Source organism: Arthrobacter hankyongi (genome assembly GCF_022012395.1).
GTDB lineage: Bacteria > Actinomycetota > Actinomycetes > Actinomycetales > Micrococcaceae > Crystallibacter > Crystallibacter hankyongi.
The window spans coordinates 24,732-48,000 of sequence record NZ_JAKLTQ010000025.1 but is presented as its reverse complement, the minus strand read 5'-3'; the positions used below and the strand labels follow the sequence as shown (position 1 = coordinate 48,000).

Here is a 23,269-nt window from a genome sequence, read left to right as displayed (position 1 = left end):
GGATCCTGTTCCACCGTTCCTCCGGCGGGTGGCCGTCATTACACTCAGGGTATGACAGGCGACGTCAGCCGGGCCCTGGGTTTGCTGCAGGTCCCCTCCGGGTTCTTACGCCACCGGGCGGCGGCACGGCGCCGGCTTCGCCGGGCCGGGGCCGTGCCGGCGTCCCCGGGGGCGCGGCCAGCCGGGCCCGGTCCCGCCGTCGTTCCATACGACGCGGCCGATCCGGGGCGGGTGCCCCGGGCAGCGGCCCGATCCGGGGGATGAGGCTGCCGTGCAGCCCGGCCCCGACCCGGACAGCAACCCCGCGGAGAGCTCCGAAACCCTCGGCCAGGCCGGAGGGAACCCGGAGCTCGCGGCGGTCCGTGAGCCCGTGACCGGCAACCGCGCCGGTGTGGAAGGCCGTGCCGGCCCCGCGGCCCTGCCCTTCCGTTCGGCCGTCCGGTTGTTCCTGAATGCCCCCGGAACGAGGATGCTGCTCCCGGTGGAACTGCTTTTTCTTTGTTTCCTGGCGGTGTCCGCCGTATCGCAGGCTTGGGGCGAAGCCGCCGTCCCGACCATGCTGGTCGTCGCGGCACTGGTGCCCTCCGCGGTGGAAACGGCAATCCGTTCCCGGTTCCCGACCTGGCTGCACGGCTGCTATTTCGGGTTCCTGCTTGCAGGACCGCTGGTTGGCAGCCGGTTGGGGCTCTATGCCTTCTGGACCCAGTGGGACAAGCCCGTCCACACGTTCTCCGGCGTCCTGGTCGGTTGCGCCGTCACCTTCGCCCTGGGTGTCGCCGGCCGGCGGACGGGCGTTGCCCTTCCCCCGTTCCTGGTGGTGGCGGGGATAATCACCTCCGGCGGCTTCGCCGCCGCCGCGTGGGAAATCGCCGAATTCACCAGCGACTCCGTCCTGGGCACCCGTGCACAGCACGCGGGCCTGGAAGACACCATGACGGACATCATCTGTGGTGTTCTAGGGGCAGTCATCGTGGCGGCCGCGGTGGGCATCCACCACCGGGGCCACCCGGTCCCCTGGGTCACCTCGCTGCTCCAAGACCGCGACTTCGCCCCTTCCGCACCGCCCCCGGAACGGCTCTAGCCCCCTGCCCGCCGGTGACGACGTTCACCGTCACCTGGATCACTGCCAAGATCGTCCAGTTCACGGTCGGTCTTCGGATCGACCCGGGCGACGAGCTGCGCGGCATCGACATCGCGGCCCACGCCGAGGAGGCCTACCTGATCGACGAAGAACCGGTCCAGCTCGGCTCGCCCTCGCGCGCATAGCGCGCGTGCCCGGTTTACCGCATTATTGAGGCGGAGGGGGCGGTACCGCCCCCTCCGCCCTTGCCGTGACCTAAGGACCAACGACAATCATGCCTGCCAAACCGGTCATCCGCTTCGCCGACCTCAGCCCCTCCCCCTGGCTCAACGGCGCAGGACGCACGGTCGAACTCGCGTCCGGCCGGAGCGGAGCGGCAGTCCGCCAGCCGCCCGGGGACGGTCGCTGGCAGTGGCGGCTCAGCCTGGCCGATGTGGGCCGGCCGGCACCGTTCTCCCGCCTTCCCGGCATCCGCCGCATCCTCACCGTCGTCGACGGCGGCCCGCTGGACCTCACCGTCGACGGCGTCCGGCACCGCATCCAGCGGCTCCAGCCGTTCGAGTTCGACGGCGGGGCCGAGACTGTTTCGGATCTTCCCGCCGGGCCGGTCAGGAACCTGAACCTGATGCTCAGGCCGGCCTCCGCGCAAGGTTCCGTGGCGGTCATCCCGGTCATCGAACGGCAGCCCGTTCAGCTGCACGAATTCCAGCTCGGCGTGCTCCTCGACGGCGCTGCCACTGCCGCCGGCCAGCAGCTGGCCCAATTCGACGCAGTCACCGGCAGCCCGGACGGGGAAACCATCACAGGGCGCGGACAGCTGGCACTGGTCAGCGTCTTCTAGCAGAAAGGGCGGCTATCCCCGCCCCGCCTTCGCCCGCGCCGATGACCAGTTCCGCCGGCGCAGCCGCTCGAAGCCGTCGAGGAGCAGGTCGAGGGCGAACTCGAACTCGAACTGGTCGTCGCAGCCGGGCCCGACGACGGAGCTGTCCTCGTGCGCGGCGGCCATGGCAACCTGCGTGATGTTCGGGTACCGCTGGGCCAGCTGCTGGAGCATGGCGGCCTGCGCTTCCGGCGGCAGGGCCTCCGGCGCGTCCGCCGCCGGAACGGCCGGGTCCTGGAACAGTTCCTGGGTGAATCCCCACATGCGGCTGCCGAGGGCGTGCATCACGTGGTGGGTGAGGTCGATCGAAAAGCCGCCGGCCAGGAACATGCCGATGAACGAATCCATGTACCCCAGCACTGCGGGGGTTTTGTTGGTGCGGGATTCGAGCACCTGGCGGGCCCACGGGTGCCGCAGCAGCACCAGCCTCGCCGAGAGCACCCGCTGCCGGACCGCCCCCTGCCAGTCCGCGCCGGGCAGGGGCGGGTCGATCTCGCCGACGATGGCCTCGACCATGCCGTCGAGCAGCTCCTCCTTGTTGGCCACGTGCTTGTAGAGCGCCATCGGCACGACGCCGAGCTCCTGGGCGAGCCGGCGCATGCTCAGCGACTCGATGCCGGTCTCGTCGGCAAGCGCGACGGCGGCCTGCAGCACCCGGTCCCGGTTCAGCCGCACGCGCCGGCCACTGTCGATCTGCTGGGCCATCCGGACCCCCTTCCCTGGACAGCTGCCTGGACCTGCCCTCCCTTGACAAGTGTACGCCGTATACCTACCGTTGGGCCCATAAGGTGTACACCGTACACCACAGGAGCGAAGGACCCAATCATGACAACAACAACCGTTGGCGCCGTCCCAGCGGCCCGCCGTCCCCGGGGCCAATGGCTCGCGCCGGCCGGCCTGATCCTGCTGAGCCTCGTCCCGCTGATCCAGGGCGCGCTGCGTCTGGGCGAGCTGACCGGCGGCGCCCCGGTCACACCGGACAATGCACGGTTCTTCGACTCGCCCATCCCGGTGCTGGTCCACATTCCCAGCGTCACCGTGTACTGCCTGCTCGGGGCGTTACAGTTCGTGCCCTCGCTGCGCGGCCGGCGCGGCTGGCACCGGATCGCCGGACGCCTTCTCGTCCCCGCCGGCCTGCTCGCCGCCCTGACCGGCCTGTGGATGGCGGCCTTCTACGACCTGCCGCCCTTCGACGGACAGCTAATGCTCATCCTGCGGCTGGTCTTCGGCTCGGCCATGGTGGCGAGCATCGTCCTGGGACTGGTTGCGGTCCGGCGCCGGGACTTTGCCCGGCACGGCGCGTGGATGGCCCGCGGCTACGCCATCGGGCTTGGCGCGGGAACCATGGTTCCGGTGTCCGCGGCCTGGATCCTTCTGGTCGGCCCGGCCGGCGAACTGGTCCGGGCGGTGCACATGGGGGCGGCGTGGGTGATCAACCTGGCGGTGGCGGAATACTTCATCCACCGACGCTCCCGGGCATTCGCGCGGGCCTCCGGTGCCGCCGAGCGGTCCGCAGCGGCCCAGGCCGGAGTTGCGCGGTGAAGGCCGCCGTGTACCGGAGGTTCGGATCTCCGGACGTCGTGCGGATCGAGGAGGTGCCCAGACCCTCGCCGGGGCGCCGTGACGTGCTCGTCAAAGTCCATGCCAGCACGGTCAGCGCCGCCGACCGCCGCGCCCGCAGCCGCGACGTACCCGGCGGCCTGGGGCTGCTGGCCGCGCTCGGGCTGGGCGTCTTCCGGCCCCGCCACCGCATCCTGGGCATGGACGTCGCCGGGGTGGTCGAGGCCGTTGGCCCGGACGTGACGGCGTTCGCGCCCGGCGACGAGGTGATCGCGATGCTCGGCGGCAGATTCGGCGGCCACGCCGAATACGTGTGCCTGCCGCAGGACGGGGCGATCACGGCCAAACCCCGCAACCTTTCCTTCGAGGAGGCCGTGACGCTCGTCTTCGGTGGGATCACCGCACGGGCCTTCCTGGACCGCGCCGCGGTCCAGCCGGGCAGCACGGTCCTGGTCAACGGCGCCGCCGGGGCGGTGGGAACGGCCGCCGTGCAGCTCGCGAAACATCTGGGTGCCCATGTCACCGGCGTCTGCAGCAACGCCAACGGCCAGCTGGTCGCCGCACTCGGCGCGGACCAGGTGATCGACTACACCACGGAGGACTTCGCCGCCGGGGCCCGGACCTACGACGTCATCGTCGACTGTGTCGGCAACGCCCCCTTCGAACGGGTCGAGGCCTCCCTCAACCCCGGCGGAGCCCTGCTGCTCGTCGTCGCCGACCTCAAGGGAATACTGCGGGCGCCGCGGCGCAGCCGGGCCAGCGGAAAACTGGTCACCGCAGGCAGCGTCGACTACCGGGCCGAAGACCTGGCCTTCCTCGTCGACCTCGCAGAATCGGGCCGGTACCGCCCGGTCACCGACCGCAGCTGGGACCTCCCCGGGATCGTCGAAGCGCACCGCTATGTCGACACCGGCCGCAAAAAGGGCAACGTCGTCCTGCGCGTCGCGGCCTGACCAAATTAGCCGCAGCCGCCGCAGGCGAAACGGAGCAAAATTAGAAGGGAACACAACGGATTCGTGCACGATCAGAGGTGGTACGTCATGAAGACAGGCAAGGCACTGGGCATTCTGGCGCTGGTGGCGCTGCTCTCCGCCGGCTGCGCTCCCGGCAGTCCGCCGGGGACGGGCAGCCCGGGCACCGCCTCGAGCATGCCGATGGGCACGTCCTCGCCGATGTCCTCCCCCGGCATGATGGAAGGATCCGGCCCGGCGGCCGCGGCTGCGGTGATCACGATCAGCGATTTCGCCTTCCAGACGCCGGCCTCCGTCCCCGCAGGTGCCACGGTCACGGTGACCAACAAGGACACCGTGGAGCACACGGTGACCGCCGATACGGGCTCGGCCTTCAACGTCGAGGTCAAGGCCAACGGCGGGACGGCGACGTTCACCGCCCCCTCCAAGGCCGGCAGCTACCCCTTCCACTGCTCCATCCACCCGCAGATGCTTGGGACGCTGACCGTCAAGTGAGACAGCCCCGCCGGTGTGCGGGGTACCGGCCGGAGTCGGCTACGGTCAAGGTGAGTGCACCGACGTCCGAGCCGAAGGAACCTGAATGCCTGAACCTGCCCCGCGGAGCCCCTGGTCCGACACCTTGGGCCGCGCCGCAGTCCGATCCGCCCAGACCCTGCTGATCCTGGCCCTGGCCTCCGTGCTGGTATACGCCCTGACCCGCGTCACGCTGATCGTGATCCCGGTGCTCATCGCCCTCATCCTGGCCGCGGCCATTGCCCCGCTGGTCTCCTGGCTCAGGCGCCGCGGCTGGCCGGCGGCGGCCGCCACCGGGGTCTCCTTCCTGGGCATGCTGGCCGTGTTCGGCGGAATTACCACCGGGATCGTCTTCGCCGTCCGCGGCGAATGGCCGACGCTCGTGGCGAAGGCCGGGGCCGGCTTCGACCAGCTGTACGCGCTCGTGAAGACCGGGCCGTTCCCGGTCGACGACGCGGCCATCCAGGACGCCCGCGACAAGGCCCTGGAGTTCCTCGGCAGCAGCGCGTTCACCTCCGGGGCGATCACCGGCCTGGGCGCGGCCACCCAGTTCGCCACCGGGTTCGTGCTCATGGCGGTGGTCCTGTTCTACTTCCTCAAGGACGGGCAGCGGATCTGGGCCTTTATCCTGCGCGCCTTCACCGGCGGACGCCGGGCCAGGGCCGAACTGGCCGGGGCCCGCAGCCTGCAGGTGCTCGGCGGCTATGTCCGCGGCACCGCCGCCGTCGCCGGCGTGGACGCCGTGGTCATCGGCGGCGCGCTGCTGGTCATGCAGGTGCCGCTGGCCCTGCCGCTGGCAGTGATCACCTTCATCGGCGGATTCATCCCCATGGTCGGCGCCACCGCCGCCGGCGCCCTGGCCGTGCTGGTCGCGCTGGTCTCGAACGGGCCGGCGGCCGCGCTGATCACCCTCGCCGTCGTCGTGGGCATCAACCAACTGGAGGGCAACTTCCTGCAGCCGGTGCTGATGGGCAACGCCCTGAAGGTCCACGGCCTGGTCATCCTGCTGGCCCTGACCGCCGGCACCATCCTGGCCGGTATCGTCGGCGCCGTCCTGGCGGTGCCGCTGACCGCCGTCGGCTGGGCTGTCATCAAGGTCTGGACCGGCGAGGATCCCGGCGACCCGCCGCCGGTGCCGCAGACAGCGGCCGCGGACGTGGCCGAACCGGAACTCGAGCGGCTTCCGTAACCGCCGCCCCGAAGCGGAGAATGGTTTGTTCCGGCCGTGACCCGGCGCGGTCCGGCCCCGAGGCCAGGAGGAGCCCATGAGTACGATGACGAACCGGGCCGAGGCGTTCTGCACCCGCTTCGGCCTGCGCCTGCCCATCCTGCTGGCCCCCATGGCGGGGGCGTGTCCGCCGCCGCTGTCCGCCGCGGTCATGACGGCGGGCGGTCTCGGCGCCTGCGGCGCGCTGCTGCTGAAGCCCGACGAACTGCTCGCCTGGGCCGGCAAGGCGCGCTCCAGCGGCACCGCGTTCCAGATCAATCTGTGGATCCCGGATCCTGCCCCGGTGCGCGACCGGGCCCACGAGGCCCGCGTCCGCGGTTTCCTCGCCGCGTGGGGACCGCCGGTGCCGGCCGAGGCCGGCGATGCCGTGCCCGAGGATTTCCAGGCCCAGTGCGCAGCGCTGTTGGCCGCCGCGCCGGCTGTGGCGTCCTCGATCATGGGACTCTACCCGCCGGACTTCGTCGCCCAGCTCAAGGACCGCGGCATTGCCTGGTTCGCGACCGTTTCGACCGTTGCCGAAGCCCGTGCCGCCGAGGCCGCCGGTGCCGACGTCGTCGTGGTCCAGGGCGCGGAGGCCGGCGGGCACCGCGGGTGTTTTGACGCGGCCAAGGCCGAGCAGCAGGCGGTGGGCCTGTTCGCGCTGCTGCCGGCCGTCGTGGACGCCGTGCGCGTGCCGGTGGTCGCCACCGGGGGTATCGCCGACGGGCGCGGCGTCGCGGCCGCCCTGGCCCTGGGGGCCAGCGCGGTGCAGATCGGCACCGGTTTCCTACGCTGCCCCGAGGCCGGGATCCATCCCGCCTGGGCCGACGCCCTGGCCCGCACGGCCCCCGAGGATACCGTGGTGAGCCGGGTTTTCAGCGGCCGCGCCGGACGCAGCATCCTGACCGACTACGTCGAGGCGGCGACCGCCGCCGACGCTCCCGCTCCGGCCCCCTACCCGGTCCAGCGCGGCCTGACGGCCGGCATGCGGGCGGCCGGGCAGAAGGAAGGCGACCTCCACCGGATGCAGGTCTGGGCCGGCCAGTCGGCGGCGCTGGCCGCGGCCGAGCCCGCCGGTGCGGTGGCGCGGCGCATCTGGGAGGAGGCCCGGGCCCTGCTGGCCTGAGCCCGCCGTGCATCTACCCTTTGGCCGCTGCCGACTCTAGACTTTTCTTGGGTCCGCCCGGGCCCGGACCATGGGGGAGGTGCGGGCATGAATATCATCGATCCGGAGTACCTGCAGTACGACTACCGGCTGAGCTACCGGGGCATCCCGCATACCGGACACGAGCCGGAAGACTATCCGCTGCGCTGGACCGTGGCCGTGCATGCCGACGTTTCGGACCGCGAGGACGACGGCGAGGACCTGCGGGAGGTCGGTTCGGCCGTCGTCTACCTGGTCCCGGACGCCGGGCTGATCGACCTGTTCGACACGCTGGGATCCTACGATGCGGAACTGGCCCGGTTCGGCGAGGTGTTCGGCGTGGACCACCCGGAACTGCTCGACGAGGCCGGGATGCGCGAGGACGGGGATCTGCTGATCGTCTCCTCCCTGACCGTGGCGCCGGAATTCCGCGGCCGGAAGCTCGGCTACTGGATCCTCAACGCGATCATCGAAACCATCGGACGCCATGCCTGGCTGACCGTCCTGGACGCCGCCCCGCCGGAGGATCCGGACGCCGACGAGGGTGCCGCCGGGCAGGGCGCCGAGTCCCTGAAGAAGTATTGGCGGGGTTTTGGCTTCCACGAAGTCGAGAACGGCTTCATGGTGTTCGGGGACACCATGGCCGCCCTGGCCGCGGAATTCGCCGAAACACGCGGCGAGGATCCGGACGGGTACCTGTAGCCGCCGAGGTAATGCGAACCGCTTGCATTAATTAGGCCTGCGAGCGCGCCGAATCGCCGCCGGGCCGGCTCCGGACCGTAGGCTCGGACCATGAGGTCGAACGGCTGATGGGCCACGCACATTCGCATCCGGAGCCCGGGAAGCTGTCCGCGCCGGCCCGGGCCGGGCGGCGCCGCGCCAACGTCTTGCTGACCGCCGTGCTGGTCCCGCTGGCGGTGCTCACCGTCCTGGCCATGGCCCTGATGTGGCCCGGCGGGGACCGCGGGGACGTGCAGATCTCCAACCCCTACGCCACGGCCCCCGGGGTCGACTTTGTTACCGGCACGGTCCAGCAGGCCGGCACCGAGGACTGCCCGTCTTCCGCACCCGCCGCGGCGGCCGGCGGCCAGATCCAGCAATGCCTGGTCGCCCGCACGCTGCCCGACGGCGGCGGCGCCGCCGTACCGGTGGAAATCACCCCCGAAATCGCCAAGTCCCACGGCGTCGAGGCCGGTGACCGGATCCGCTACCTGGACCTCTCCGGCGTGATGGATGCCCGTACCGGCGCGGCCTACGTCTTCGTCGACTTCGTCCGCACCGTCCCGGTCGCGCTGCTGGCGGTGCTGTACGCCGTCGTCGTCATCGCCGTCGCCCGGTGGCGCGGCCTACGTGCCATCATCGGGCTGGTCGGCGCCTACGCGATCCTGGCGACGTTCGTCCTGCCGGCCCTGCTCGAGGGACGGCCCGCACTGCCGGTCGCCCTGGTCGGCTCGGTGGCCATTATGTTCGGCGTGCTCTACTTCGCCCACGGGTTCTCGGCCCGCACCTCCACCGCACTGCTGGGCACCCTCTTCGGGCTGGGCATCACCGCGCTGCTGGCCGCCTGGAGTACCGGTTCCGCCTACCTGACCGGCGCCGGGGACGAGAACACCTACCAGCTCATCAACGCCTCCGACCAGCTCTCGATCTCGGGCATGATCACCTGCGGACTGGTCATCTCCGGGCTCGGCGTGCTCAACGACGTGACCATCACCCAGTCCTCCGCCGTCTGGGAACTGCACGAACTGGCCCCCCATACCAGCGCCCGCAGCCTCTTCGCCTCCGCCATGCGCATCGGCCGGGACCACATCGCCTCCACCGTCTACACCATTGCCTTCGCCTACGCTGGAGCGGCGCTGCCGGTGCTCATCCTGGTCCTGCTGTACGACCGGCCCCTGCTGGACGCCCTGACCACCGGCCAGCTGGCGGAGGAAGTGGTCCGCACGCTCGCCGGCTCCATCGGGCTCGTCCTCGCGGTCCCCGTCACCACCGCGGTCGCCGTCCTCGTCGTCAAGGCCACCGCCCGGGACGACCGCCCCGAGGGCGCCCGCCCCGAGCCGGGTGCCCCGGATCCCGGCGGAACGGCCCAGCCGGTCTATGCCGGCGTCCCGGACACGGCGCCGCCCGGCACCGTCCCGGAGTCCCGCCGCGCGCGCCGCCAGGCAGACGGCATGCGGGCCAGGCGCCGGAGCGCGGAATAGTCCGCAGGCACCGCCGTGCGGAGCTGCTCGTTTTCCCCGCCGGCAGTGGGCAGATCCCGGTTCTGCCCACCTTGCGCCGGGCAAAGTTGGGCGAGTCGTGCCGGGAAGGTTTCCCGTGGAACATCCTCAGCGACCGCGGATCCGGCCGAGCATCGAATGGGTGTCCGCAATGACCGCGTCCGAGGCGCGCAACGCCTCGTCGGCCTTGCGCTCGAGCACGTCCAGGATCTCGGCCAGTTCCTGCATCGAGGCGCGCTGGTAGTCCTCGCGCCGTTCGCCCTCGCGCTCCGGCGGGCCGTGGTCGACGGCGGGCTGCCGCGAGGCATCCTGCCGGTAGGCCAGGATCGCAGAGATGCTGCGGGCGGTCAGCGGCGCCCAGTCCGCCAGCCATCCGTACCTGTCGATCGCAGGCAGCAGTGTCGGCACCTCCAGGGCCGCCGGAGCCGGCGGCTCCAGGCAGTCGTGCCCGCCGGGCCGGTAGCCGGTCAGGCAGGACTGCGCGGACGCCCGCCCCCGGCCGTCCAGCCGGCCGAGGACCTCCAGCCAGCGGGCGGCGGCGCAGGCCGGGCAGCCGACCGGATCCGCCGTGCGCTCCAGCGGGACGTCCCGGATCATCCACCCCGTGTCCCGGTCCGGCCGGATATCGGCGGGCACGACGGCGCGGGCCTGCTCCCGGGTGAATCCGCACGCCCCGGCCAGCACGGCCAGGAAGGCGTCGCGGCGGCCCGCCAATCCCTGGGTCCACCCGTCCACCGGGCAGCAGGCGAGGGTGCCGGCCAGGTCCAGCCAGCCCTCGCCTTCCCGCCAGGGCCGGCCTGCGACGGGTTCGGGCAGGGCGAGCACCGCCCCGGCCTCCCGGTGGATCCGGCGGATCGTCTGGACCCGCTTGGCCTGGGTCGCGGGGGCTGCCGGCACCTCCCGCAGGAACTGCGCGATGGCCTCCGCCGTCGTCGGCAGCGGGTCAAGCCCGGCGGCTGTGCACCAGTCCCGGAAGAGGCTCCACTGCCGGGACGCAGCACCGGACATCACGGCACCGCCCTACAGGCCGATGCTGGTGACCGCATTGCCCACCAGCGGCGCGTTCTCCCGGTCATAGACCGCCAGGATGGCGTCGCCCTTGTGCCCGGTCTGGCGGCGGATCGAGCGCGAGTCAGCCCCGGAGCGGAACGCCTGGGTGACAAAGCCGGCCCGCAGCGAATGGCCGCCGTACTGCGCAGGATCCAGGCCGACGGCCTGGACGCGGCGCTTGAGCATCTCATTGATCGCATGCCCGGACATCCGTGCCGGTTTCACCGCCCCTCCCCCGGCCAGGGACCTAAACAGCGGCAGCTCGCGCTCGGGCCGCGGCCGGTCGCGGCGGCAGATGTGCTGGCCGGCGGGGGCCGCCTCGCGCAGGGCGCGCATGAGTCCCGGCCGCCCGTCCGGGCCGTCGACGGCGTCGAGCAGGTCCAGCCAGCGGTACAGCGCGCAGGGCGCGCAGGTGAGCGGTTCGTGCCCGTACGGCAGGGCCTTGACCTGGCCCTCGCCCTCCTGGTCGGTCTTGGACCGGCGCACCCGCAGGTGCACGCCGTCGTGCCGGGCGGGGATGACATCGGAGACATTCAGGGCAGACAGTTCGCTGCGGCGGAAGGCGCCGGCGAACCCGGCCAGCAGCAGGGCCGCGTCCCGGTGCGCGGCGACGGCGGCCGGCCAGGTACTGTCCGCGGTGGCACGCAGGATGAGCTTGATGTCATCGGTCAGCAGCGGGGCCATCCGCCGCTGCGGCGCGGCGCGCTCGCGCCGGACGGCCCGCAGCGCCCGGGCGACCCGCCCGTCGGCACCCGGCGGCGGCGTTCCTGCGGCGGCGTGCCGGCCGTTGATCGCCGCAATCCAGCGGGCGATGGTAGCGGTGGCATAGGCGTGCCGGCCGTCGGGACGGACCGCGGCGGCGGCCTCGGCCAGGTAGGCGATGACGGTCTCGGGGGCGGCCGGCAGCGCCCGGTAGCCCTTGGCCTCGCACCAGCGGGCGAAGGAGCGCCAGTCGGAGGCATAGGCCCGGCGGGTGGCCGGCGAGATGGCATGGTCCAGCGCGTGGCGGACCCGCTCGGCATCCGCGGCGGTGAGCACGCCCGGCCTCTCCGGGGCCGGGCCGGCTCCCGGGATTACCGGGGCGGGGATATGGATCTCGTTCACGGCGCTCCGCTCGTTCTCCGGGACCGGTTTCCAGCCATTTTCCGCCTTTTGGCCCGCTTTTTACATGGGCGCGGCCGGATTCAGGCCGGCGGGGCCTGCTCCGGCGGGTCCGCGGGAATGAGTACGGTAGAGAAGATCCGGCGCCGCCGCCCTTGGCCCGGCCCGTTGGCCTCCGCCGCCCTGACGACGTCCCGCAGGCCGGAGGCGAGTTCGGCGAGTTCGCCGTCGGTCAGCCACAGCGCGGTCTGGCGGTAGCCGGCCCCGTCCCGGGCCAGGTCCGGGTTGCCGTGCGCGGCGTACCGGTCGAAGGTCTGGAGCAGCCCGGCAATGAAAGCCGTAAACGCCCGGCGGTGGTCCTCGGGCGACATGCCCGCCAGTTCCCCGTCGTCGACTGTCGTCCTGGCCAGGTCCAGACGGTATGTGCGCTCGGTGGTGCCGCGCACCGGGCGTTCATGCACCACCGTCAGGACACCTGCCTTGGCCAGCGTACCCACGTGCCGGTACAGCGTCGCCGCCGCGACGTCGGGCAGCTCCGCAGCGATCTCCGCCGTCGTCAGCTGCCGTCCGCCCAGCAGCGCCTGGATAATGCGCAGGCGCACCGGATGCAGGATCAGGTCAGCAATGCTGGAAGGTGCCATGGGCCTATATTCTCATGATTGACATTGTTCGCACAAACGATAATAATCGAACTGCCGGGCAGTGACCCGGCGCTGGACACTAGAAGACGGCACTCGCGATCCGGAGGGACAGACCATGGCGGCAATAACAGTGCAGGGCAACGAGGTCCGCGTGCAGCTGACACGCGGCGAGAAGATCGCGGGACTCCACTCCGACCTGCACTTCCCGCTGTCGGCCGTGAAGGATGTGCAGGTGCTGGCGGACTCGTTCGACGGCGTGCGCGGCCTGCGCGCCCCGGGCCTGGCGCTCCCGGGGAGGACCCGGATCGGCACCTGGCGGGGTCGCGGCGGCAAGACGTTCGCCGTCGCCCGCAAGGGCGTGCCGGCCATCCGGCTGGTCCTGGCCGGCGCCGGCTACCGCAACGTCGTGGTCTGCGTCGAGGACCCTGCCGGGACCGCGGCAGGCCTGCGCGCCGGCGCCGGCCTGCCGCCGGAACCTGGCTTCACCGAACGCGAGGTGCGGTTTACCTCCGGCGGTGTGGATTTTGCCGGCACGTGGACCATGCCCCGGGGCATCCCCGCGGCCGCGGCCCTGATCCTTCCCGGGTCCGGCCCGGTGGACCGCAATGCCGACCACCGGCGCATGCCGCTGGGGATCAGCCGCGATCTGGCCCACGATCTGGCCGCCCGGGGCGTCGCGTCGCTGCGGTACGACAAACGCGGGACGGGATCCTCCGGCGGCAGCTTCCTGGCCGCCGGCTTCGGACAGAGCGCCGAGGACGCCGCGGCCGCCCTGCACCGGATGGTGGCCGAGGCCGGCGAGGGCCTGCCGGTGTTCGTCATCGGCCACAGCGAAGGCGGCTACCATGCCGCCGTGCTGGCTTCCGACCCGGACAACCGGCTGGACGGGGCGGTACTGTTGTCCACCTCCGCGCATTCCGGATTCGAGACGGCACGCTGGCAGACTGCCAGGATCGTCCATGCGCTGCCGGCGTTCCCCCGCATCGTGCTCAAATTGCTGCGCACCGATCTGGTCAAGCAGCAGGCGAAATCGGTAGCGAAGCTCCGGTCCACCACCGAGGACGTGGTGCGCATGCAGGGCCGGCGCATCAACGCCCGCTGGCAGCGCGAGTTCCTGGACTTCGACCCCGCACCGTCGCTGGCACGGATCCAGGTGCCGGTGCTTGCCGTCACCGGGACCAAGGACCTGCAGGTGGACCCTGCGGACCTGGCCGTCATCGCAGCCACGGTGCCCGGCCCGGTGACGACCCACGAGGTTGCGGACGTCTCGCACCTGCTGCGCCGCGACCCCGGGGTTCCTTCGCTCAAGGATTACAAGCGCCAGATCCGCGAGGGCGTCGACGCCGAAGTGCTCGGGATCGTCGGTGCCTGGATCCTCGAACACGCCGGGATCCGGTCCGGCGGCGGGGGTGATTCCCGGCGTCGTTGACGGCCGGTGCTGCCCCTGGCGGCCGGGGCCGGGAGCTTAACTGGACGGGCTGCCGGGAGGCGGACCGGCTGGCGGGGTCCCACCCGGGGCACCGCCGGGTTGCTGCCCGCCGGTTGGGGTTGTGGTGGTGTCGACGCCTACGGCGAGGGTGACCGTATAGCCGCTGGCAGCATCGCCGGTTACGGTGGCGAGCTGGCTGGCACCGCCGTCATCGCCGAAGACATTGTCGCTGTCCAGACTCAGCTGTGCGAGGTTGCTGACTGACGTCTCATAGCCGGTGGTTGCGTAGACGGTGTCGCACACATCCTGCGGCAGGGCGACCTGCGAGGTGGCGATCGCGCTGGCGGAGTCGGCAATGCTGGCCTGGTCCGGGTAGATCTCGAAGTGGATGTGCGGCCACCGGCCGGTATAGCAGGCCGGGAAGATGCTGGTGAAGCGCACCTTTCCCTCGGTGCCGGCAATCTGTACACCGCGCAGGTAGTTCTGGTCGGTGATTCCCTCCGAGTACATGGAGTAGCCGCCCTCGCGGTTGCAGTGCCAGACGTAGACTGCCACCCCTTCATACGGGACGCCCCCGCCGGCGAGGTCGGAGACGGTCAGCTCGAGCGTCATGGGCACGCCCTCGGCGGTGCCGGTGGATTCCCCGAAACTGGACCGGATGTCGCTGCGGACAATGCCGCTCTGCTCCAGAACGTCCGGCCCGTTCGATCCGTCACCGGGATAAGGGCCGGCGGTCTCGTCGGGAATCTCCCCCGAAGCCGCGGACGCCGCCGACGACGGACTCAAAACCGGGCCTGCGGAGCTGCCCGAGCCGGCACCACAGGCGGCGAGGCCTACCGCGGACGCGCCGAGGCCGAGAAACGCCAGCATCCGCCGCCGGCTCAGCAGGGTGTCGATATCGAATCCCAGCCCTTGGTCGACAACCTCTTCCTCCGGCCGCACCAAGGGGCGGCCTTCGTATCTGCCTACCTGGTCATGCTGCGGGTCGTGCGCCATAAGTCCTCCGGTGATGTTTGCGGATGCCTGATACAGACCCTAGGCAACGCCACTATGAACAGGCTGTGCGGCCTTCCGCGCCAGACAGAGCAAACCCGGCGCCCGCAGGGTTGGAGTGAAACATAATCATCGGCTTATTGTGTTGCTTTACGGCAATATGGGCTTCCTCCCGCAGTCCTGAAGGGCCCGCACAGGAGGTTTCGAGCAAGGCGGCTGAACATGACCGAAATCCGATGGCTTGAAGCGTTCGTCGCGGTTGCCGAGGAACTGCACTTTGGCCGCGCGGCACTTCGCCTGCATATGGCGCAGTCCCCCTTCAGCCAGACGATCCGGAAGCTCGAGTCCGATCTGGGCACGCGTCTTTTCGAACGGAACACCCGAAGCGTGGCATTGACGCCCGCCGGCCACGCCCTCCTGCCGCGGGCGTACCGGGTGCTTCAGGAGATGCGCTTGGCCCGCGAGGCCGCCCAGACGGAGGTGGCAGGCATCCGGGGCACGATCAGGGTCGGCTTTTCGGGAGCGGTCAATCATCTGACGCTTCCGCCACTGACCCGCGCCCTGCGGCGAAGCTACCCCGACATCCACCTGGAACTCACCAGCAGGGTACGCACGGCAGACGGTCTGGCGAGCGTGGCCAACGGCACCCTCGACCTTGCCTTCGTCGGTTATCCCGAATCGCCCGCTCCCTCGGTCACCGCCAGGCTGGTGGCCCGGGAGAAAATCGGGGCAGTGCTCCCGCTGGACCATCCGCTGGCGGGGGAAACATCCATACCGGTGCAAAGCCTGGCCGACGACGACTTCATTTCCCCGCCGATGGACGGCTCCTCCGCCATGTCGGAGGTGCTGCTTGCCTCCTGCATGGCGGCGGGGTTCCGGCCGCGGGTGGTGCAGGAGCTATCGGACCCCTACATGGTGCTGACGTTCGTTGCAGCCGGCGTCGGCGTCACCCTGATGAACAGCGGCATCGCCAGCATCATCCCTTCGGGAGCCACCTTTGTGGCCTTGGATGATCCGCAGCATTACATGAACCACGCGATCGCCTGGTCCTCGGAGAACGACTCGGCCGTCCTCGCTGCCGTCCTCGCCGTCATCGACCAAACCTTTCCACAGCCCGGGAGTGACTAACCCTCCTTATTTAGACTGAAAACAGCATAGTGATAGACCATTTCAGTCGTGGACTTACAAAGTGCCAGTCGTCACACTTGTGGGTAGGCCGCATCGGGCGGCGGAACCAGCCAGCACTGCCGCCACGAGGCGCGGCGTGGTCCAGGTTCCTCTCACACGAAGGGAACACCATGTCAATGACGACGTCGGCACCGGCACGTCCCCGGAACAACGCGAAAATTGCGGCAGTCTCCGGGTTTGTGGGCAGCGCCCTGGAGTATTACGACTTTTTCATTTTCGGCTCGGCTGCGGCGCTGATCTTCGGGAAGCTGTTCTTCGCGCCGGGCCCGTCATCGATGCTGCTGTCGTTCGCGACCGTCGGTGTCGCCTACGTCGCCCGTCCGCTCGGGGCCGTGATCTGCGGGCATCTGGGCGACAAGTTCGGCCGCAAGCGCGTTCTGCTCCTGACCCTGCTGCTGATGGGCGTGTCAACGTTCCTCATCGGCTGCCTTCCGACGTACAGCCAGATCGGCATGGCGGCGCCCCTCCTGATCGTGGCCCTCAGGCTGCTGCAGGGACTGTCCGCCGGCGGGGAGTCCCCCGGTTCCAGCTCGCTCACCCTTGAGCATGCCCCCGACCGGAAGCGCGCCTTCTACACGAGCTGGACGATGAGCGGCATCATGTTCGGCATCGTGCTCTCCACCCTCGTCTTCATTCCCGTGGCGTCGCTGCCGGAGGAGCAGCTCCTGGCGTGGGGCTGGCGCATCCCGTTCCTTGCCAGCGCGATCGTTACCGTCATCGCGTTCGTGCTGAGGCGCCTCCTTGAAGAACCCCCGGTCTTTGAGGAAGCCCGGGAAAACGAGGACGTGGTCAAGGTACCGCTCGTCGCCCTGTTCCGGCACCACTGGGTGACGGTCCTCCGCATTACCGCGATGTCGCTGTTCACCATTCTCAATACGCTCGTCAATGTCTTCGCCCTCTCGTACGCCACAACGGTTGCCGGCGTCGACAAGAGCCTGATGCTCACCGTCATCGCGGCGGCCAACCTCACCGCGGTTGCCATGGGGCCGCTGTGCGGCATGCTTTCGGACCGGATCGGCCGCAAGCCCGTCTTCCTCACCGGGCTCGTGCTGCAGTCGGTGATGATCTTTGTGTTCTTCTCCGCCCTGTCCGCCGCGGACATTCCGCTGATCTTCCTCACCGGAATCCTGCTCATCGGGATTGCCTACACCGGAGCGAACTCCATCTACCCGGCATATTTTCCGGAACAGTTTCCGGTCAAGGTCCGCTACTCGGGTATGGCCATCAGCCTCATGTTCGGCCTGCTGCTCGCCGGGTTCGCGCCTGCGATCTCCGAACTTCTGATCGGCGGCGACAAGGCCAACTGGGTTCCCGTCGCAACGTTCGGCGCCCTCGCCTGCCTCGTCTCGGCGATCGCAACGCTCACGGGACCGGAGACGTTCAGGACGCCCACCGCCCTGCTGGGACTGAAGAAATCCGGCAAGCGGCTCCAGACGCCGTCGCCCGCGGCCGACAAGGCGGCCGTGTGATGCCCCATCGATATGTCGTCGGATTGCTCGGTGCCGGAATCACCGGCTCGCTGACACCCCGCCTGCACGAAACGGAAGCGGACCGGCTGGGTCTGTCCTACATCTACCGCATCATCGACCTCGACCTCCTGGGCCGGCAGGCCGAACATTCCGCCGCGCTGGTGCGCAACGCCGCGGAACTCGGTTACGACGGACTCAACGTCACGCACCCGAGCAAACAGCTGGTGCAGGCCGGTCTGGACGATCTCTCCCCCGACGCAGCCATCCTGGGCGCGGTGAACACCATCACCTTCGATGACGGGCAGGCAACCGGGCACAACACGGACCACCTCGGCTTCATGCACGGCTTCCGGGCCGGGCTCCCGTACGCCGCAACCGACTCGATCGTCCAGATCGGGGCGGGAGGCGCGGGCGCAGCGGTAGCGTTCGGGCTCCTGAGTGCCGGAGCCGGGCATCTGGTGATTGCGGACATCGACCCGGCCAGGGCCGAGAGCCTCGCCGCGCGGCTTGCCCCGCACTTCCCGGGCAGCGAGGTGTCCGTTACCCGAACAGACTCTGTTGCCGCGAGCATTCGGGAGGCGGACGGACTGGTCAATTCAACGCCGATCGGCATGACCGGCCATCCAGGTGTTCCCGTCGATCCCGCCCTCATCCACTCCGGGCTGTGGGTCGCCGACGTGGTCTACCGGCCGCTCGAAACGCAGCTGATCAAGGCCGCGCGCGGCCAGGGCTGCAAGGTGCTCGACGGCGGACGAATGGCCGTCGGGCAGGCCGCGGCGGCCTTCGAGCTCTTCACCGGCATTCGCCCCGACGCGGACCGCATGCTGGCCACCTTCCAAGACGCGGTCCGCCTGCCCGTCCTCTGACGGCGCACCGCCGGCCGCACCACGTGACGGAGAGACCCATGATTTCAGCAACAGCACCAAACACCGCTGCCCGGGCACCGGGCTCCATCGCGGAGTCACGCTGCCTGGTGATCGGAGCAGCAAGCGGCATCGGCCGGGCCACGGCAGAACGCCTCAGACGGTCCGGCGCCGCCGTGATCGGAGCGGATCTTCCGTCGGCGGACTGGCCTGAAGGACACTCCGGCCCGTCGCTTCCCCTGGACGTGACGGACCCCGGGTCCGTGGCTACCGCCGTTGCCTCCGCCGTGCAGACATTGGGCCGGCTCGACGCCGTGGTGAACTGTGCCGGCATTCTCGGGCCGGTCGCCTCGGCACTCGCGACCCCGGTAGATGAATTCGAACGGATCATGAGGATCAACCTCACGGGCGCCTTCATCGTCTCCCAGGCGGTCCTGCCGGGGATGGCGCAGGCAGGCTACGGGCGGCTGCTGCACATTTCGTCCACGGCGGGCAAAGAAGGCGTCACCAACATGCCGGCCTACTCGGCCAGCAAGGCCGGCATCCTCGGTCTGGTCAAATCACTCGCCAAGGAATTTGCCCTCTCCGGGGTCACAGTCAATGCCCTCGCCCCCGGCAATATCCTGACACCACTCTTCGGGCAGGTCCCGGCAGACCAGCAAACAGCACAGGCAGCGAAGATCCCGATGGGGCGCTTCGGTACACCCGCCGAAGCAGCATCCCTGATCGAATTCATCATCTCCCCGGACGCCTCCTACACCACCGGATTCGTTTTCGATCTTTCGGGCGGACGCGCCACCTACTAGGCGCCGGCCGCCCACCCGCACACTCCTTCCCGTCGAAAGGCACTTCCGTGAACCAGCAGATCCCCCGGCGCACGCTGCGCGTCGGCGTCGTCGGCTGCGGCATGATCAGCCGCAACCACCTCGAGGCCTTCGCGGCCCTGGACGCCGTGCAGGTCGTCGGCGTCTGCGACGTCGACCCGGGGCGCGCCCGGGCCACCGCCGCCGCCTGGGGGGTCGGGAACGCCGTCGGCTCCGTCTCCGCGCTGCTGGACCTCGAGCTGGACATCATCTCGGTCTGCACGCCGCACCCGACCCACGAGGCCGTGGTCCTCGAAGCCGCCGGCGCGGGCGTGCACGTGCTGTGCGAGAAGCCGATCGCGATCGACCTCGCGTCCGCCGAGCGCATGGTGGCCGCCTGCGACGCCGCCGGCGTCAAGCTCGGCGTTTTGTTCCAGCGCCGCTTCTGGCCGGCCGCGCAGCGTGTCCGCGCCACGATCGACGACGGCACTCTGGGCACCCCCGTGATCGGCCACGCCTCCGTCCTGCTGCACCGTGACCCGGACTATTACGCCAAGGACGCCTGGCGGGGCACCTGGGACACCGACGGCGGCGGCGTACTGATGACCCAGGCCATCCACTACATCGACCTGCTGCAGTGGTACATGGGCGACATCGCCGAGGTCTACGGCACCATCAACACCTTCAAGCACGGCGGGCATATTGAGGTGGAAGACTCAGCCTCGGCCGTCCTCAAGTTCGCCTCCGGCGGCATCGCCACCCTTTCGGCCTCCACCGCCGCCACCCCGTCCCTGGGCGTCCAGATCCGCATCACCGGAACCACCGGCGCCACCGCGGAGCTCAGCGAGTTCCCGGAAGGCACGGACGGGCGCGTCACCATCATGGCCACCGGGGAGACCGTGCGGGCCACGCCCGCACACCCCGAGGACACCGAGGCCAACGTCGACCTGTCCTCCATCAATGCCCGGCTCATCCCGCACCACACCAGCCAGATCCGTGATTTCGTCCAAGCGCTGGCCCGCGGCACGGACCCGGCCGTCACCGGCCGTGATGCCAACAATGCCCTCCGGATCCTGCTGGCCGTCTACGAGTCCGCACGCACCGGGGTCCCGGTCCGCTTCGCGCCCTTCCCGCCAGGAGTGCCGGAGGCGCCCGGGAACGTCGTCGCCCGGGCCGCGGCACCGGCCGCCAACCATCCCCGCAGTTAGAAGGAGAACCTCGTGAACAGCACCCCAGCCGGCGGGTCGGCCCACGCCCGGCGCCCGCTTGAACTCGGCCGCAACGGACGCACCCCGGTGGTCCTGCGCAACCGCCTGGCCTCCTCGCCGATGGAGCGCAACTACGGCACCACCGACGGCCGGATGACCGAGCAGTACCTCGACTACCTGGTCACCCGCGCCCGTGCGGGACTCGGGCTGGTCACCACCGAGGCCACCTACGTGCGCGCCGACGGCAAGGGCCGGACGCACCAGCTGGGCCTGCACACGGACGCCACCGTGCCCAGCATGAAGGCCTTCACGGACGCCGTCCATGCCGAAGGCGCCCTCGCCGCCGTCGAGATCAACCACGGCGGCCGCACCGCGCAAACCGAGGTATCCGGGTTCAAGAACGTGGCCCCCTCGCCGTTGGCCTGCGACGTCGCCGGCGGCGAACTGCCGCGCGAACTGGCCACCGCTGAGGTCCGCGAGCTGGCCGCTGCCTACGGGGAGGCGGCACGCCGCGCCGTTGCGGCCGGATTCGACGTGATCAACATCCACGGCGGCCACGGCTACCTCATCCACCAGTTCATGTCCCCGCGCACCAACTGGCGCAGTGACGAATTCGGTGCCGGCGAAGCATTCGTGAACCTGGTCATCGACGAAATCCGCAGCCGCGTTCCGCAGGCCGTGGTCGGCATCCGCATTTCGGTCCTCGAAGGCGTCGAGGACGGCCTCGACGCCGCGGGCCAGCTCGCCGTCATGGACAAGGTCAACACCGACGCCTTGGACTTCGTCGATCTTTCGGCCGGCAGCTACGAGGCCGGCGAATGGATCGTCCAGTCCGGCGAGTGGGCACCGGGGCTGCTGGGGGCCTACGCCCGCGCCTACCGCAAGTACGGCCTGCCGCTGGGCATGGCCGGCCGGCTGAACTCCCCGGAAATCATCGATGCCGTGCTGCGGGACGGGATGTGCGACTTCGTGTCGCTCGGCCGTGCCCTCCACGCCGACCCGGACTTCGCCCGCGGCGTTCTGCACGGGGAGCGTTACCGCCCCTGCATCGCCTGCAACGTGTGCATCGACAACCTCGGCATCGGCCAGGTCACCTGCACCGTCAACCCGGCCGTCGGCCGTTCCCGGGTTCCCGTGCCCACACCTGCCGTACGGCCCGGATCCCGCGCCGTCGTCGTCGGCGCCGGCCCCGCGGGCCTGACCGCGGCCCGCGAACTCGCCCAGGCCGGCGCCCAGGTCACCGTGCTCGACGCCGGCGCCCGGCTGGGCGGCGACTTCGCCCAGGCCGAGCGGATGAAGTCCACACCGGATTTCCACCGCTTCACGGCGTGGGCGGCCGAGGAGAACGAGCGCCTGGGCATCGAGGTCCGCCTGGGCACCGGGGTGGACACCACGCGGCTGGACCGGCTGGCCGCCGAACACCGGGCGGACGCCATTGTCCTGGCTACCGGGGGCCTCCGCCCTGCACAGACCTTCGCCGGCGCCGGCAGCGGGCTGGTCTCGGATGTGCGCGCCTGGCTGGCGGCGCACCCGGGCGTCCTCGACGGCACCGAGGCCGCACCGGCGGCCGTGACCATCTGGGGTGCGGATTCGGTGGCCATGAGTGTGGCCGACACCCTCGCGGACCGGGGCACCTCGGTGCTGCTCATCGGTCCTCAGGAGGTGCTCGCACCCGAGGCGGGGCGCCGCGCGAAGATCCTTGCCGTTCCCCGGCTGCAGGCCAACCCGAAGGTGCGGATCGTGCTGGACTCCCGCATCGTCGAGTTCGCCGGAGGACAGGTCCGCGTCATTGGCCCGGGCGGCGAGGAATGGCTGGACGCCCCCGGCGAACTGCTGGTCTCGCGTTCGGTCGTCCCGCTCAGCCCGCTGATCAGCCCCGAGGGACGCGATTCCGCGCTCAGCAAGGGTGCCGGCGTGCCGGCCACCCTGGCCGGCACCCTGGTGGACCAGAAACCGGCCATCACCTCCAACGCCATCAAGAGCGGCTTCGACGCCGGGCAGCGTGCGACAGCCTACCTGGCGGGTGCGGATCCCGATGCCGGCGCCACCCCGGCACTCGGCGAAGTTGCCGCCGCGGACCTAGCGGTCCTGGGAGCGGCCCGATGAGCGCCGCGAAGCGCTGCCTCGGCCTGGCCCAGCTTTCCCTGCTGCAGTGTTCGCCGCCGGAGCTGGTCTCCCTGGCCGCAGCGGCCGGTTTCGACTTCATCGGGGCCCGGGTCCGTCCGGTGACCGCCGCGGAGCGGCCCTACAACCTGCAGCCCGGTTCCCCGATGCTGGCCGAGACACTCGCCCGGATGGACGATACCGGCGTGCGGGTCCGCGACATCGAGTTCCTGCTGCTGGACGGCAGCAACCAGCGCGAGGCCTGGCTGCCCATGATGGAGGCGGGCCAGGCCCTCGGCGCCACATCGCTGACCGTGGCGGCCAGCGACACGGACCGGCCGCGGCTGGCGGACACCCTGGCCCAGATGACCGCTGACGGCAAGGGGTACGGGATTGTCCCGACCCTCGAGCCCATTTCCTACCAGGCGGTCAACTCCCTCCCGGCGGCGGCGGGACTCGCCCGGCACGCCGGCTGCCGGATCGTCCTCGACACCCTGCACTTCCGGCGCTTCGGCGGAACGCTCGAGGAGCTGTCACGGAACGCGGACCTGGTCCCGATGCTCCAGCTGTGCGACGGACCGGAGCGGCGGCCGGCCAACCGCGACGGGCTGGTTACCGAGTCCCGCTCCGAGCGCGGGGTGCCCGGCGCCGGCGGCTTCCGCCTGGCGGAGATCGTGGCGGCGTTGCCGGCCGACATGCCGGTCAGCGTCGAGGCCCCCTCGGACAGCACCGTGGCCCGGACCGGCGCACTCGGCTGGGCCATGCAGCTGAAGGCCGCCGCAGAGCGCGTACTCGACGAGGCCGCCGGCCTCCGCGCCGCCGTTCAGCGGTGACATTACAGGCAGC

General features: G+C 70.5%; 23 protein-coding genes. 18 read left to right on the top strand and 5 right to left on the bottom strand.

Annotated features, from left to right (window positions below):
- The first annotated feature begins 271 nt into the window (after window positions 1–271).
- From LVY72_RS21475 to LVY72_RS21465, 3 genes are all read left to right on the top strand, one after another.
- The gene (locus LVY72_RS21475; protein ID WP_237826379.1) at window positions 272–1,081 is read left to right on the top strand and encodes a DUF2238 domain-containing protein; all 810 of its coding nucleotides are present in this window, start codon (window positions 272–274) and stop codon (window positions 1,079–1,081) included.
- A gap of 14 nt (window positions 1,082–1,095) precedes the next feature.
- Window positions 1,096–1,266: a hypothetical protein gene (locus LVY72_RS21470; protein WP_237826378.1), complete on the top strand. Its 171-nt coding sequence runs from the start codon at window positions 1,096–1,098 to the stop codon at window positions 1,264–1,266.
- Window positions 1,267–1,355: 89 nt separating this feature from the next.
- On the top strand, window positions 1,356–1,922 hold the full coding sequence (locus LVY72_RS21465; protein WP_237826376.1) for a HutD/Ves family protein: 567 nt from the start codon (window positions 1,356–1,358) through the stop codon (window positions 1,920–1,922).
- Between the two features lie 12 nt (window positions 1,923–1,934).
- On the opposite strand, the gene LVY72_RS21460 is transcribed toward LVY72_RS21465, so the two are convergent.
- Window positions 1,935–2,666, bottom strand: a complete 732-nt coding sequence (locus tag LVY72_RS21460) for a TetR/AcrR family transcriptional regulator C-terminal domain-containing protein (protein ID WP_237826375.1) — start codon at window positions 2,664–2,666, stop codon at window positions 1,935–1,937.
- Window positions 2,667–2,786: 120 nt separating this feature from the next.
- On the opposite strand from LVY72_RS21460, the gene LVY72_RS21455 reads away from it, so the two are divergent.
- The 7 genes from LVY72_RS21455 to LVY72_RS21425 all read left to right on the top strand — a co-directional run bounded on the left by LVY72_RS21455 (window position 2,787) and on the right by LVY72_RS21425 (window position 9,557).
- Entirely contained in the window at window positions 2,787–3,503 is a 717-nt protein-coding gene (locus tag LVY72_RS21455; RefSeq protein ID WP_237826372.1) for a DUF2306 domain-containing protein, read from the top strand.
- The gene (locus LVY72_RS21450) at window positions 3,500–4,474 is read left to right on the top strand and encodes an NAD(P)-dependent alcohol dehydrogenase (protein WP_237826369.1); all 975 of its coding nucleotides are present in this window, start codon (window positions 3,500–3,502) and stop codon (window positions 4,472–4,474) included. The genes LVY72_RS21455 and LVY72_RS21450 overlap by 4 nt, the downstream gene beginning before the upstream one ends.
- Before the next feature lie 87 nt (window positions 4,475–4,561).
- Window positions 4,562–4,987 (top strand): cupredoxin domain-containing protein, encoded by a 426-nt coding sequence (locus tag LVY72_RS21445; RefSeq protein WP_237826360.1) that lies wholly within the window; start codon window positions 4,562–4,564, stop codon window positions 4,985–4,987.
- Window positions 4,988–5,072: 85 nt separating this feature from the next.
- Complete coding sequence (locus LVY72_RS21440) at window positions 5,073–6,194, top strand: AI-2E family transporter (RefSeq protein WP_237826358.1); 1,122 nt, start codon at window positions 5,073–5,075, stop codon at window positions 6,192–6,194.
- 76 nt (window positions 6,195–6,270) lie between these two features.
- Window positions 6,271–7,338 carry an NAD(P)H-dependent flavin oxidoreductase gene (locus LVY72_RS21435; protein WP_237826357.1) on the top strand — a complete coding sequence of 356 codons (1,068 nt, stop codon included), beginning with the start codon at window positions 6,271–6,273 and terminating at the stop codon, window positions 7,336–7,338.
- Window positions 7,339–7,425: 87 nt separating this feature from the next.
- A complete protein-coding gene (locus tag LVY72_RS21430) occupies window positions 7,426–8,058 on the top strand; it encodes a hypothetical protein (RefSeq protein ID WP_237826355.1) in 633 nt (210 codons plus the stop codon).
- A 107-nt stretch (window positions 8,059–8,165) separates the two neighbouring features.
- Window positions 8,166–9,557 carry a YibE/F family protein gene (locus tag LVY72_RS21425; protein ID WP_237826353.1) on the top strand — a complete coding sequence of 464 codons (1,392 nt, stop codon included), beginning with the start codon at window positions 8,166–8,168 and terminating at the stop codon, window positions 9,555–9,557.
- A gap of 126 nt (window positions 9,558–9,683) precedes the next feature.
- Here LVY72_RS21425 and LVY72_RS21420 read toward each other — a convergent pair whose 3' ends face one another.
- The 3 genes from LVY72_RS21420 to LVY72_RS21410 form a co-directional block, all read right to left on the bottom strand.
- Window positions 9,684–10,583, bottom strand: a complete 900-nt coding sequence (locus LVY72_RS21420) for a hypothetical protein (RefSeq protein ID WP_237826347.1) — start codon at window positions 10,581–10,583, stop codon at window positions 9,684–9,686.
- 12 nt (window positions 10,584–10,595) lie between these two features.
- Window positions 10,596–11,729, bottom strand: a complete 1,134-nt coding sequence (locus LVY72_RS24790; protein ID WP_237826345.1) for a site-specific integrase — start codon at window positions 11,727–11,729, stop codon at window positions 10,596–10,598.
- Between the two features lie 80 nt (window positions 11,730–11,809).
- Window positions 11,810–12,367, bottom strand: coding sequence for a helix-turn-helix domain-containing protein (locus tag LVY72_RS21410; RefSeq protein WP_237826343.1), 558 nt, complete (start codon window positions 12,365–12,367; stop codon window positions 11,810–11,812).
- A 115-nt stretch (window positions 12,368–12,482) separates the two neighbouring features.
- On the opposite strand from LVY72_RS21410, the gene LVY72_RS21405 reads away from it, so the two are divergent.
- On the top strand, window positions 12,483–13,796 hold the full coding sequence (locus LVY72_RS21405) for an alpha/beta hydrolase (RefSeq protein WP_237826341.1): 1,314 nt from the start codon (window positions 12,483–12,485) through the stop codon (window positions 13,794–13,796).
- Between the two features lie 36 nt (window positions 13,797–13,832).
- Here the strand turns inward: LVY72_RS21405 and LVY72_RS21400 are convergent, their stop codons facing one another.
- Window positions 13,833–14,792 (bottom strand): intradiol ring-cleavage dioxygenase, encoded by a 960-nt coding sequence (locus LVY72_RS21400; protein WP_237826339.1) that lies wholly within the window; start codon window positions 14,790–14,792, stop codon window positions 13,833–13,835.
- 219 nt (window positions 14,793–15,011) lie between these two features.
- Here LVY72_RS21400 and LVY72_RS21395 point away from each other — a divergent pair, with 219 nt between their 5' ends.
- The 7 genes from LVY72_RS21395 (at window position 15,012) to LVY72_RS21365 (ending at window position 23,256) form a co-directional block, all read left to right on the top strand.
- Window positions 15,012–15,917, top strand: a complete 906-nt coding sequence (locus LVY72_RS21395; RefSeq protein ID WP_237826338.1) for a LysR family transcriptional regulator — start codon at window positions 15,012–15,014, stop codon at window positions 15,915–15,917.
- Between the two features lie 170 nt (window positions 15,918–16,087).
- Window positions 16,088–17,446, top strand: coding sequence for an MFS transporter (locus LVY72_RS21390; protein WP_237826335.1), 1,359 nt, complete (start codon window positions 16,088–16,090; stop codon window positions 17,444–17,446).
- On the top strand, window positions 17,446–18,312 hold the full coding sequence (locus tag LVY72_RS21385; RefSeq protein ID WP_237826334.1) for a shikimate dehydrogenase: 867 nt from the start codon (window positions 17,446–17,448) through the stop codon (window positions 18,310–18,312). Before LVY72_RS21390 ends, LVY72_RS21385 begins: the two co-directional genes overlap by 1 nt.
- Window positions 18,313–18,350: 38 nt before the next feature.
- Complete coding sequence (locus LVY72_RS21380) at window positions 18,351–19,115, top strand: SDR family NAD(P)-dependent oxidoreductase (protein ID WP_237826333.1); 765 nt, start codon at window positions 18,351–18,353, stop codon at window positions 19,113–19,115.
- Window positions 19,116–19,162: 47 nt separating this feature from the next.
- Window positions 19,163–20,320: a Gfo/Idh/MocA family protein gene (locus LVY72_RS21375; protein WP_237826332.1), complete on the top strand. Its 1,158-nt coding sequence runs from the start codon at window positions 19,163–19,165 to the stop codon at window positions 20,318–20,320.
- 12 nt (window positions 20,321–20,332) lie between these two features.
- Window positions 20,333–22,426: an oxidoreductase gene (locus LVY72_RS21370; protein ID WP_237826331.1), complete on the top strand. Its 2,094-nt coding sequence runs from the start codon at window positions 20,333–20,335 to the stop codon at window positions 22,424–22,426.
- Window positions 22,423–23,256, top strand: coding sequence for a sugar phosphate isomerase/epimerase family protein (locus LVY72_RS21365; protein WP_237826329.1), 834 nt, complete (start codon window positions 22,423–22,425; stop codon window positions 23,254–23,256). Before LVY72_RS21370 ends, LVY72_RS21365 begins: the two co-directional genes overlap by 4 nt.
- The last annotated feature ends 13 nt before the right edge of the window (window positions 23,257–23,269 follow it).

Coding starts and splice junctions, on each gene's coding strand:
- LVY72_RS21445 (WP_237826360.1), top strand. CDS start 4,562: ATGAAGACAGGCAAGGCACTGGGCATTCTGGCGCTGGTGGCGCTGCTC.
- LVY72_RS21455 (WP_237826372.1), top strand. CDS start 2,787: ATGACAACAACAACCGTTGGCGCCGTCCCAGCGGCCCGCCGTCCCCGG.
- LVY72_RS21395 (WP_237826338.1), top strand. CDS start 15,012: ATGACCGAAATCCGATGGCTTGAAGCGTTCGTCGCGGTTGCCGAGGAA.
- LVY72_RS21425 (WP_237826353.1), top strand. CDS start 8,166: ATGGGCCACGCACATTCGCATCCGGAGCCCGGGAAGCTGTCCGCGCCG.
- LVY72_RS21385 (WP_237826334.1), top strand. CDS start 17,446: ATGCCCCATCGATATGTCGTCGGATTGCTCGGTGCCGGAATCACCGGC.
- LVY72_RS21410 (WP_237826343.1), bottom strand. CDS start 12,367: ATGGCACCTTCCAGCATTGCTGACCTGATCCTGCATCCGGTGCGCCTG.
- LVY72_RS21400 (WP_237826339.1), bottom strand. CDS start 14,792: ATGGCGCACGACCCGCAGCATGACCAGGTAGGCAGATACGAAGGCCGC.
- LVY72_RS21430 (WP_237826355.1), top strand. CDS start 7,426: ATGAATATCATCGATCCGGAGTACCTGCAGTACGACTACCGGCTGAGC.
- LVY72_RS21440 (WP_237826358.1), top strand. CDS start 5,073: ATGCCTGAACCTGCCCCGCGGAGCCCCTGGTCCGACACCTTGGGCCGC.
- LVY72_RS21405 (WP_237826341.1), top strand. CDS start 12,483: ATGGCGGCAATAACAGTGCAGGGCAACGAGGTCCGCGTGCAGCTGACA.
- LVY72_RS21390 (WP_237826335.1), top strand. CDS start 16,088: ATGTCAATGACGACGTCGGCACCGGCACGTCCCCGGAACAACGCGAAA.
- LVY72_RS21435 (WP_237826357.1), top strand. CDS start 6,271: ATGAGTACGATGACGAACCGGGCCGAGGCGTTCTGCACCCGCTTCGGC.
- LVY72_RS21380 (WP_237826333.1), top strand. CDS start 18,351: ATGATTTCAGCAACAGCACCAAACACCGCTGCCCGGGCACCGGGCTCC.
- LVY72_RS21420 (WP_237826347.1), bottom strand. CDS start 10,583: ATGTCCGGTGCTGCGTCCCGGCAGTGGAGCCTCTTCCGGGACTGGTGC.
- LVY72_RS21460 (WP_237826375.1), bottom strand. CDS start 2,666: ATGGCCCAGCAGATCGACAGTGGCCGGCGCGTGCGGCTGAACCGGGAC.
- LVY72_RS21365 (WP_237826329.1), top strand. CDS start 22,423: ATGAGCGCCGCGAAGCGCTGCCTCGGCCTGGCCCAGCTTTCCCTGCTG.
- LVY72_RS21465 (WP_237826376.1), top strand. CDS start 1,356: ATGCCTGCCAAACCGGTCATCCGCTTCGCCGACCTCAGCCCCTCCCCC.